General features: G+C 38.6%; 13 protein-coding genes. 5 read left to right on the forward strand and 8 right to left on the reverse strand.

What is annotated here, in order from left to right:
* The 5 genes from L652_RS0120150 to L652_RS0120170 all read right to left on the reverse strand — a co-directional run.
* The coding region (locus tag L652_RS0120150) for a winged helix-turn-helix domain-containing protein (protein ID WP_033013637.1) at nt 1–989 on the reverse strand (989 nt) is incomplete at its 3' end.
* A gap of 168 nt (nt 990–1,157) precedes the next feature.
* Nucleotides 1,158–1,994 carry a mechanosensitive ion channel family protein gene (locus L652_RS0120155; RefSeq protein WP_002958733.1) on the reverse strand — a complete coding sequence of 279 codons (837 nt, stop codon included), beginning with the start codon at nt 1,992–1,994 and terminating at the stop codon, nt 1,158–1,160.
* Nucleotides 1,995–2,032: 38 nt separating this feature from the next.
* On the reverse strand, nt 2,033–2,776 hold the full coding sequence (locus L652_RS0120160; protein WP_024597160.1) for an LrgB family protein: 744 nt from the start codon (nt 2,774–2,776) through the stop codon (nt 2,033–2,035).
* Complete coding sequence (locus tag L652_RS0120165) at nt 2,769–3,122, reverse strand: CidA/LrgA family protein (protein ID WP_010553207.1); 354 nt, start codon at nt 3,120–3,122, stop codon at nt 2,769–2,771. Before L652_RS0120165 ends, L652_RS0120160 begins: the two co-directional genes overlap by 8 nt.
* Before the next feature lie 71 nt (nt 3,123–3,193).
* Complete coding sequence (locus L652_RS0120170; RefSeq protein WP_024603617.1) at nt 3,194–3,985, reverse strand: crotonase/enoyl-CoA hydratase family protein; 792 nt, start codon at nt 3,983–3,985, stop codon at nt 3,194–3,196.
* A 367-nt stretch (nt 3,986–4,352) separates the two neighbouring features.
* Between L652_RS0120170 and L652_RS0120175 the strand changes: the two genes are divergently transcribed.
* The 3 genes from L652_RS0120175 to L652_RS0120185 are packed head-to-tail and all read left to right on the forward strand — an operon-like array spanning nt 4,353 to nt 6,036.
* Entirely contained in the window at nt 4,353–4,673 is a 321-nt protein-coding gene (locus L652_RS0120175) for an HI1450 family dsDNA-mimic protein (protein WP_002958729.1), read from the forward strand.
* A gap of 42 nt (nt 4,674–4,715) precedes the next feature.
* A complete protein-coding gene (locus L652_RS0120180) occupies nt 4,716–5,528 on the forward strand; it encodes a DUF481 domain-containing protein (RefSeq protein WP_024597159.1) in 813 nt (270 codons plus the stop codon).
* Nucleotides 5,529–5,553: 25 nt separating this feature from the next.
* Complete coding sequence (locus L652_RS0120185) at nt 5,554–6,036, forward strand: hypothetical protein (protein WP_002958727.1); 483 nt, start codon at nt 5,554–5,556, stop codon at nt 6,034–6,036.
* A gap of 42 nt (nt 6,037–6,078) precedes the next feature.
* Here L652_RS0120185 and L652_RS0120190 read toward each other — a convergent pair whose 3' ends face one another.
* Together L652_RS0120190 and L652_RS0120195 are read right to left on the reverse strand one after the other, a co-directional pair.
* Nucleotides 6,079–6,564 carry a peptidylprolyl isomerase gene (locus L652_RS0120190; RefSeq protein ID WP_024597158.1) on the reverse strand — a complete coding sequence of 162 codons (486 nt, stop codon included), beginning with the start codon at nt 6,562–6,564 and terminating at the stop codon, nt 6,079–6,081.
* Between the two features lie 12 nt (nt 6,565–6,576).
* Nucleotides 6,577–7,488 carry a folate-binding protein YgfZ gene (locus L652_RS0120195; protein WP_002958725.1) on the reverse strand — a complete coding sequence of 304 codons (912 nt, stop codon included), beginning with the start codon at nt 7,486–7,488 and terminating at the stop codon, nt 6,577–6,579.
* Nucleotides 7,489–7,652: 164 nt separating this feature from the next.
* Here L652_RS0120195 and L652_RS0120200 point away from each other — a divergent pair, with 164 nt between their 5' ends.
* Both L652_RS0120200 and L652_RS1000000125555 read left to right on the forward strand, forming a co-directional pair.
* Nucleotides 7,653–7,904, forward strand: coding sequence for a succinate dehydrogenase assembly factor 2 (locus tag L652_RS0120200; RefSeq protein ID WP_002958724.1), 252 nt, complete (start codon nt 7,653–7,655; stop codon nt 7,902–7,904).
* A gap of 55 nt (nt 7,905–7,959) precedes the next feature.
* Nucleotides 7,960–8,316, forward strand: a complete 357-nt coding sequence (locus L652_RS1000000125555) for a hypothetical protein (protein ID WP_024597157.1) — start codon at nt 7,960–7,962, stop codon at nt 8,314–8,316.
* On the opposite strand, the gene nadB is transcribed toward L652_RS1000000125555, so the two are convergent.
* Nucleotides 8,291–9,643, reverse strand: a 1,353-nt coding sequence (gene nadB / locus L652_RS0120210) for an L-aspartate oxidase (RefSeq protein ID WP_024603618.1), incomplete at its 5' end; no start/stop codon positions are given. The two genes, L652_RS1000000125555 and nadB, sit on opposite strands and share 26 nt — an antisense overlap.

A 9,643-nucleotide genomic window follows, 5' to 3' on the forward strand; every position in this document is an offset into this window, starting at 1 on the left:
CCTGCCATTAAACTTGGTTGTTCAACCACTAAAGGATAAAAGTCGTTACGACACGCACTAAATACAATCACAGCTTTAGAGATTGCTAAGCGTTCAATAACCGATAAAAAATGGCTGCGTGTTTCGCTACTAAATATAGGAGAAGAAAGCAGTACTTCTAAGCGGTCAATAAATAAAAATAACTGGGGTGTTTTAAGTTTTGTAGAGGCTTTACTAAGTGCAGCTTGTATGGCGTTAATTACGCCATCTATTGCCAATTCTAGTTGCTCTGCAAGTGTTTGCGCGCTTAATCCTTCAAACACAGGCTGGTCGTTTATATCCCAATCAAGTAATGCAGAAGCTAAGTCTAGAAAAAGTCTATTTTTATGCACATCTGCAAAGTCGATCTGGGTGTAGGAAATAACACCGATGCCATTATAGCCTCGCTCATCTAGCAGTTTTGGTAAAATTCCAGCATTAACAAGCGAGGATTTACCTGTACCACTAGGGCCAAGTATTAAGCAAAAAGCACGACCGTAATTTACCTGGCTAGATATCCTTTCCAGCAGGGTAGCTATAGATTGGGTACGGCCAAAAAAAACGTGGGTATCATTTGGGTTATATGCACGCAGGCCTAAGAAAGGGGATCCTCCCTGCCATGTACTTTTAGTGCTTGGGATAGGATCTGCTAACGGAAAAGATAATTTTGCAATAATGCGGTAGCCACGTTTACGGATAGTTTCAATATAATGTGGTTCATTGGCTTTATCACCGAGCGCTTTTCTTAGCTGAGTGATAGTTTTATGTAATGGATTATCGCCAATATCAGTATTTTTCCAGCATTTATTGAGCAATTCATCGCTGCTTACAATGTCGCCATTTTGTTGACACAAATGCAATAAAACTTCCATCGCTTTGGGCTCTAACTGTTTGGCTTTACCAGTGAGTTGAATTGAGTTAGTTGAAGGTGTTACTTGCCAATCGCCTAGGTAGAAGGGGTTGCGCATCATCATTACTCATTATTGTTTTTTTATTATTAAAATTAAGTGCGTATTGATATTTATTAACACTATTTATATGGCAAATAAATCTATAACACAACTATTTGAGTTTATTCTGAGCAGAGGGGGGTAGTAAAGGATGAGCTTGCAGATATGCAAGCTCAAAATAAAAATAAATTAGCTTTCTAGGTCGGCTTTGTTAATTGTAATGACGCGTTGAGGGAATGGAATTTCAATATCAGCGTTATTAATTGCTTTATAAACACCACCGTTAATAGCCAGTTTGGTTTCGATAATTTTAGTAGTAGGCACCCAATATCGGTAGCTTATTGTAACACCGCTATCGGCGAAGCGTTCAATACCCACTTGTGATAACGGATTTTGTGCGACTAATTCATGTGCTTTAAGTACGTCTTCAATGAGGCTAATCGCGTTATCAGAGCATGCACTATAAGCTATATCTATTTCACCTTTGACCAATGAGTAACTAAATGAGTTATGAAGTATTTCACCCACTATGTGCTTATTTGGAATGGTGATTTCTACTTTTTCTTCATTGATTAAAATAGTGTAGCCAAGCTCAATTGTTTTAACTTGGCCGCTTACATTTTTAACTTCAATAGTATCACCAACAACAAAAGGTCGCGTGGCTATAATGGCAAGGCCTGCACCATAATTAGAAAGCATTCCTTGCAGCGCTAAACCAGCACCTAAAGATGCAGCACCAATGGCTGCTACAAATGGCGTAACGCTGATACCTATTTTGCCAAGTGCAATAATTATAACCATTACAATGAGCAGTACTTTTACCACGCTACTGACAAAGTTAGTGAGCGTAATATCAACGTTATGGCGGGTCATTAACGCGGCTACAAATTTGGCAAGCTTTTGTGCTATCCACAAACCAATGAGGACGATAAAAATAGCGCCAACAATTTGCATACTGTAGGTAACCATATACTCAGTAAGCATGGTGTAATATTTTTCAAACTGTTCGATTTCAGAACTGATCATAAAGCGCTCTATGTTAGGGCTATGTTGTATTTTTCCAACTATAGCAAAATGTTGACTAAAAATGGATATAACAGCGGCACTATAATCGCTGTTAATAAAGCACTTAGTGCCATTGCAACTGATGAGTAAGCGCCTACTTTTGGATGCTCAGCAATAGCAGCAGCGGTCCCAATTGCATGGCAAGCTGTGCCCATGGCAACGCCTTGAGATTCGTGATTAAAAATATTAATGAGTTTAAAAAGCATAAAACCAAATAAAGCGCCTAGTAAACCAATAAAAATAACTAAAGCCGCAGCAAGTGAGCTAATCCCTCCTAACGAGTCGGTAACAATTAAAGATATTGGGGTCGTCACACTGAGTGCGGCAACAGATGCACTTAGCTGTGCAGGTGCGTTAAATAATATGCTTAGCAAAAATGCCACAACGGTTGCGTTAACAATGCCTAAGCTACATGTTGCGACTATGAGTAATAGATTTTTTCGTACGTGTGTAAACTGCTGATATAAAGGAAGCGCTAGAGCCACAATTGCGGGCTCTAATAACCAGCTTAGTAATTTGCTGTGCGTGGCAAATTGCGTATAAGGCAAATTTAGATTAACGAGTAATAAAGCAATAATACTAATACTTAAAAATACGGGGTTGGTGAGCGATTTAAATACGCTGCTTTTTATACTTTGGTTTACGACCCTTAGCGCTAAAAATAATACAATAATGAAAGGAATACTTAGCCACCATAAATTAGGTTGTAGCTCTGAAATAGCGGAAAAAGTAAAATCAGTCATTATTTTCTCTTCCCTTAAAGTACGCAATTACACTGCTAACAAGCAACAAGGTAGTTATAGGGACTAGCACCACAACTGAGGCTAAAAATGCCCAGTGCGATTTTATAAGGCCGAGATGTTCAATAAATCCCACGCCAGCTGGAATGAAAAAGATAGGCATAATATTTAAAATAGGGGAGGCGCATGGTTTTACATGTTGCTCTTTTACAATACCCGATAAGAGTAAAACTAATAAAATAACCATAGCGAGTAGCGGTGCAGGAAAGCTTCCACCAATAAAGTGCATAATGAGTTTAGCGCAGGCTAAACATAGTAATATAATAGCGCTACTGAGCAGATATTTCATCAAAGTGGCTCACAGAAAAGATAAGAGCTTAACTTTAACAAATCAAACTCTTTTATGCATTGTGCAATAGTCTACCAATGCTTTGTATTTGCGTAGGTTATATCCGCTTTTCCTTTTGCTTTAGCAATTGCTTTTTTAGTGTTTGGGTTTAGCAGTAAGCGAATTTGGCTGAAAGTTTCTTTAGCGAGTATTTTTCGTTGGTTTGGTTTATAGCTAAGTTGTGTAACACGTTTAATAGCAGCAAGCGTATCGGGTGAGCGCTCAAGTAATGTATTGAGCATGTTTTGCGTGGCTTGTTGAGTATCATCGGTAAGCTGAGTAACTAAACCTAGCTCATTTGCTTGTTGTGCTGTGATTGGGTTTGCGTGGCTTGCAAGCCAAAGTGCTTGGTCACGCTTAACTAAACCGCTCATCATTACATTTGCGCCCATATCGGGGCACAAGCCCCAACGCGCTTCCATAATGGCAAGCTTGGCATCAATATGAACAATCCTGTAATCAGCTCCCAGCGCTATTTGTAATCCTCCCCCTAAACAGTTGCCATCAATTTGTGCAATAACGGGCACACTCAGTGACTGCCAGCCTAATACTACTTTTTGCGCTAAATTTTGATTGCCAGGTAACCATTTAAGCAATAATTTTATAATATTCAATGGTGCCGCCATTACGGCTGATATATCAAGCCCTGCACAAAAATGCTCGCCATCGCCTTTTATTACTACAGCACGAATACTGCGGTCTCTTTTTATGTTTTTAATGGCTTTGTTTAGCTCTACAAACATTTCAAAGCTTAATGCGTTTTGTTTTTTTGCTCTGCTAAGCGTGACGGTTGCAATGCCATTTTGTTTTTCTAGTTTTATCATTACACACTCCTTTGACCTGTTAGTTGAGCTTATGTTGTTATAAGAATTAAGTAAAGTGACGGTATTTTTTAAATAAATGGAATTTATTGCTAAAGCTGTAGTCTTAAAGGGTTAGATTTAGATGAGAAAAAGCTAAACAATTAGAACTTGAGATAATAAAATTTTTTACGTTGTTATTTTAAGCTTAAATTAAAAAAGTAATCTTGATATTCAATGGGTTAGTTAAATTGTTATTTATTGTTTGAGCTGTATGCTGAATAAAACATGACTCAGTTACAAAAAAGTCAGTGTTTTACGCTTTTTTTTATCAAAATGATGATGAGATTTGATAATATAGCGCAACTTAAAAGCTTAAGGTTAAGCACATATGTCGGGTCCACGTTTATATACGGTAGAAGAAGCTACTCACCAAGCTTATGATATTTTTTTAGAGCTAGCGCCAAATAACTTGAGTGATAAAGATGTTGAAGACTTTAATGAGTTCAGAGAAGACCTAGGCTTTATCGAAGAAGACGAGCCAGACGATCAGTGGCAAGATTTTGTTGCCCTTGAGATTGAGCCAGAGCACTTTATTCAGGTGCTAGTTGGTTTAGAATTTGAAAATGATGATGTTTTGTTTGCTAAAATTTTGATTAGTCGTGATAAAGATGCTCCGTTTTGTCATATTTTATGGAAAGAAAGTGAATAAGCAATACCGCTTATTTTTATAATTGTGTGCAGAGAGAGTGTTGTGCGTAAGTATTTATTTTTAATTTTTTTAATAATTAGCTGCCCAAGTTGGGCTGTTGATCCATTTGAAGATTTTCATGAATATGGCAAGCTCTCTGATGAAGAAATTCATGAGTTACACAAAGGTGATATGCTTTACGGTGATACTGAATTTGGTTTTATTCTAAGTAAAGGTAACACCAATTCGACCAGTTTTAAGCTCAAAGGTAATTTATACCAAGATTTTGAAAAGTGGCGTAACCAATTTAAAATAGACTCTCTTTATAAGCGTGATGAGAACGATGAAAGCGGTGGCACTGATGTTACTGCTAATCGTATTTTTGTATCAGCGCAAGGTAACTATAAAGTAGGTGTTAAAAACTCCTCATTTTTTATTTACGGTGATTACGAAGAAGATGAGTTTAGTGGACTTGATTTTAAAAGCACGGTGGCGACAGGCTATGGTGCGCGTGTATATCAAGGCTCTAAAAACAAAGTAGATATTGATATAGGACCTGGTTTATACCGTTCAGTCGCCGATGAAGATTCGGATGTGAGCGAAGATGAAATTGATAAAACCGGTTATTTAGTACGTGTTGCAATGCAGTGGGAACGTTTGGTCTCTAAGCGTACTCGTTTTAATCAAGATGTGAGTATAGAGCAGTCGCTTTCAGGTCTTAATTCTCGCTTAAAATCGGAAACCGCACTGATAAGCCAAGTGATTGGCGCGGTATCACTCAAATTTACCTACATGTATCGTTATAATTCAAAACCCGAAGATGATAAACTCAAGTTTGACTCAGAGCTGAGTGCTACATTGGTATACAGCTTTTAAGTATTTATTTAATTTAGAGAATATTATGTATCAGCATAAACAGTATGCGGTGTTTATCTTTTTTGTATTAGCGTGGATTGGCGGTTTTGTGGCGCTTGCGTGGAACTTGTTAGGCGCTGATGGACCTTTAATAATATTTACTGGGATTTTAGTGCTGGTGGGCTTTTTGTTCCATGGCCTAACAGTAAAAGTAGATGATAAAAATATTAGCTGGGCGTTTGGTCCAGGCGTTGCTGGGCAAAGTATTGAGCTTAGCGAAGTAGCAGAAGCAAAAGCAGTTCAAAACTCTTACAGGCACGGTATTGGTATGCGAATTACTCATGATGGTTGGGTATATACAGTATCTGGCTTTAGTGCAATACAGTTAACGCTCAAAGATGGCACCTTGTATAGAGTTGGTACAAACGATCAAAAAGGTTTACTAGCTGCTTTAAAAGAAAAAAACGTATCTATCGCGCTGCCTAGTAAGCCAAAAGCTGAAACGGTTAAGCGTAACAATATGATATAAAAAAAGCGCCTAAGGCGCTTTTTTTATCTGTTTAGCAGTGCATTAGTGGTCGTGGCCACACCCACCTTCGCCATGTACGTGGCCGTGAGTTAATTCATCTTCTGTAGCATCACGTACTTCTAGTATTTCTACATCAAAGTTAAGTGTTATACCTGCAAGTGGGTTATTACCATCTACAATCACTTCTTCATCTTGAATATCGATGATCATTACTGATTGGTCACCATCATCTGTTGATGCACGAAATTGCATGCCAACTTCAATTTCCATACCTTCAAACATTGATTTAGGTACTGCTTGCATTAGGTTTTCGTGGCGCTCGCCGTAACCATCTTCAGGTTCAACCTTTACGCTAAGCGTGTCGCCTGGTTGCTTGCCCAGCAAAGCATTTTCTAGGCCTGAAATTAAATAGCCTGTGCCAATGATAAAGTGTAGTGGCTCACCACCGAACGAGTTATCAATGCTATTGCCATCATTATCCATTACTGAATAATGCATTTTTACCACTTTGTTTGCCGCAACGATCATAGTCATTCCTATTTATTCATCTTCAAGAGAGTAGGGTAGAGGCAGAATGCTTAGCTCCACCTGAGGTGTGTGTTTTGCACGAAGTACCTGAGTTACATCAGTATCGTTTGGCAACACAACGAGGCCTGTTAATTTATTTGTTTGCTCATCAAAACTTTGTGCGATAAGTTTACCTGCACGGCGCCAATTTTCGCCTAATTGGGTTTCTAAATCAGGCTCTGAAAGAATCCCTTCGCTTTGCCCCGAAACGATATACATTGCACGTTTATTTTTACCAAGGTACTTCATACGGGCTACGGTTTCTTGACCTGTATAACACCCTTTTTTGAAACTTATACCGCCAATAGCATGTAGGTTTACCATTTGAGGAACGTACTCGCCAATTGCATCTGCACTTAGCTGAGGCTCACCGGCAAGCATCGCTGCTTGTTGCCAAGGGGCTTCGTTATCAAGTGTGGATACGTTATCAGGCATGCTAAATTGGTTATCAACCATTATTAAAACACGGTTATCAGCTAATTTTAGCGCTTTACCATTCGTAAAATCACACGCGCTTGCATCGCCTTCAAAGCTAATATCAAGTTGTGCCAGTACATCCGATAAATCATCACCAATTAAACCAATTAAACGCTTTGAGCATTCAGTAATATCAACTTTTGCAAATACAGCGTATTTTTTAAGTTCAGCTAATGATTTTTCAACTTCAGCTTGGCTACCCGCAAGGTAGTAGCTATCTTGGTAAGAAAATAATTTAAATACACCCCAAAGTTTACCTTTGGCGCTGCAATGGCCAGCCCACAAATAATTACTGCTGGTTAATTTATTTAGATCTTGAGTGATTTGTCCGTGCAAATAAGATAATTTATCAGCACCGCAGAGGCTAATAAGTTGATGAGATAACGGACATGCATAAACGCTCGACATAAAAACCTTCTTTGCAATATAAATGAAGTGACATAATAACGCAGTTGTTACGTATGGTACAGACAAGCGCTTATTGGTGCGGGTTTATTATTTAATGAGAGATTAATAGCTGCTAAATAGGCTTGTGTTTGTTAAACTCGAGTCAATTAAGTATGAGGTTTAAAATGGTTGAAATTCATAGTAAAGCACGTATTCGTTGGGCTTGTCGTCGTGGCATGTTAGAGCTAGATGTTTTGTTTATGCCGTTTGTAGAAGAAGCATACGACTCTTTGAGCGCAGAGCAACAGGCTATCTTTCAGCGTTTGCTAACAGAAGAAGACCCTGACTTATTTGCATGGTTTATGGGTCATGAAGAATGTAAAGACGAGCAGTTAAACGGTATGGTTTCGCTGATCTTAGACCGAGTTCGTGTATAGGTTTACGGTTACAAATAATAAAGCTGACCACAAACCAATTGTGGTCTTTTTTTGTATGCTCAGTTTTATATTATGTTTATTTTTAGATTCACTATTAGCCATGCTTTTTTGTTTAATACTAAATGCACTAGCTGGCTTGATAATGTGGCGCAAAGTATTAGCAATTCACCCAAATGAGGGAATTATAATATTAGAACCAAAGTTATTTAGATTTGAGGGCGAGAGCTTAAAAATTCAGGGTGAAATAAGTAACAAAAGCCGATTTTATGGTAATAATATATGGCTTCATATTAAAGGTTTTAGTAACAACCATTGGCTTATAATTTCAGCCAATGGCGTTAATGAGCAAAGTTATGCGCGTCTAAAACGTGCCACTGTCGGCGCAATTAATTGCGTTTTGGAGTCAAAATAGTCGGCGTTGGGTTTTCACTTTGTTCAGGGTAATCAATAGTGTAATGCAAGCCTCTGCTTTCTTTTCGCTCCATAGCACTTCTAATAATTAGCTCTGATACTTGCACTAAATTACGAAGCTCAAGTAAGTTGTTACTTACTCTAAAGTTTGCATAGTAATCGTGTATTTCTTGCTGTAGCAACTCAACTCTATGCAGTGCTCGTTCTAAGCGTTTAGTAGAGCGTACAATACCTACATAATCCCACATAAATAAACGTAGTTCATGCCAGTTATGGGTAATAACAATTTCTTCATCTGAGTTACTAACACGGCTCTCATCCCAATGAGGAAGCGCTATCGGCTCTGGTGCATGTTCAATTTTACTTAAAATATCTTTAGCTGCAGCGTGGGCAAATACAATGCACTCTAATAGTGAATTACTTGCCATACGGTTTGCACCATGTAAGCCTGTGTAAGCAACTTCACCTACAGCATATAAATTATCGAGATCTGTTTTGCCGTTAAAGTCAGTCATTACACCACCACAGGTGTAATGCGCAGCAGGCACAACTGGGATTGCTTCTTTCGTTATATCGAGGCCTACACTTAAGCATTTTGCGTAAATAGTAGGAAAGTGCTCAATAATAAAGTCTTTATCTTTGTGGCTAATATCTAAATAAACACAATTGGCGCCTAAGCGCTTCATTTCAAAATCGATTGCGCGTGCCACTATATCGCGTGGAGCAAGCTCTTCACGGCTATCAAAGTCTTTCATAAACCGAGTTCCATCAGGGCGCTTTAAATAAGCCCCTTCACCGCGCATGGCTTCGGTAATTAAAAAGTTTTGTAGCTCTGGATGATAAAGGCTTGTTGGATGAAATTGATTAAATTCCATGTTGGCAACTTTACAACCTGCACGCCAAGCCATTGCAATACCATCACCACTTGATACGTCTGGATTGGATGTATATAAATACACTTTACTTGCACCACCGGTTGCAAGAGCAACAAATTTAGCTGAAATGGTTTCTACCTTTTTAGCTTTTTTGTTCCACACATACATGCCTTCAATGTGTGAGCCTGTTTTTCCGGCGCTTTTATCTGTGATTAAATCTATGGCGTTGTATTGCTCTAAAAGCGTTATATTTTTATGAATTTTAACTTGGCTGATAAGTGTTGTTTGCACCGCTTTGCCTGTTGCATCGGCTGCATGCAATATACGGCGATGGCTGTGACCACCTTCACGTGTTAAGTGAAAACGCTCTTTTCCTTTGCTATCAAACTCCATATCAAAGGGTACGCCTTGGTCGATTAACCACTGTAGGCAATCGTGGGCATTGCTGGCGGT

The organism is Pseudoalteromonas sp. TB25 (genome assembly GCF_000497995.1).
Taxonomy (GTDB): domain Bacteria; phylum Pseudomonadota; class Gammaproteobacteria; order Enterobacterales; family Alteromonadaceae; genus Pseudoalteromonas; species Pseudoalteromonas distincta.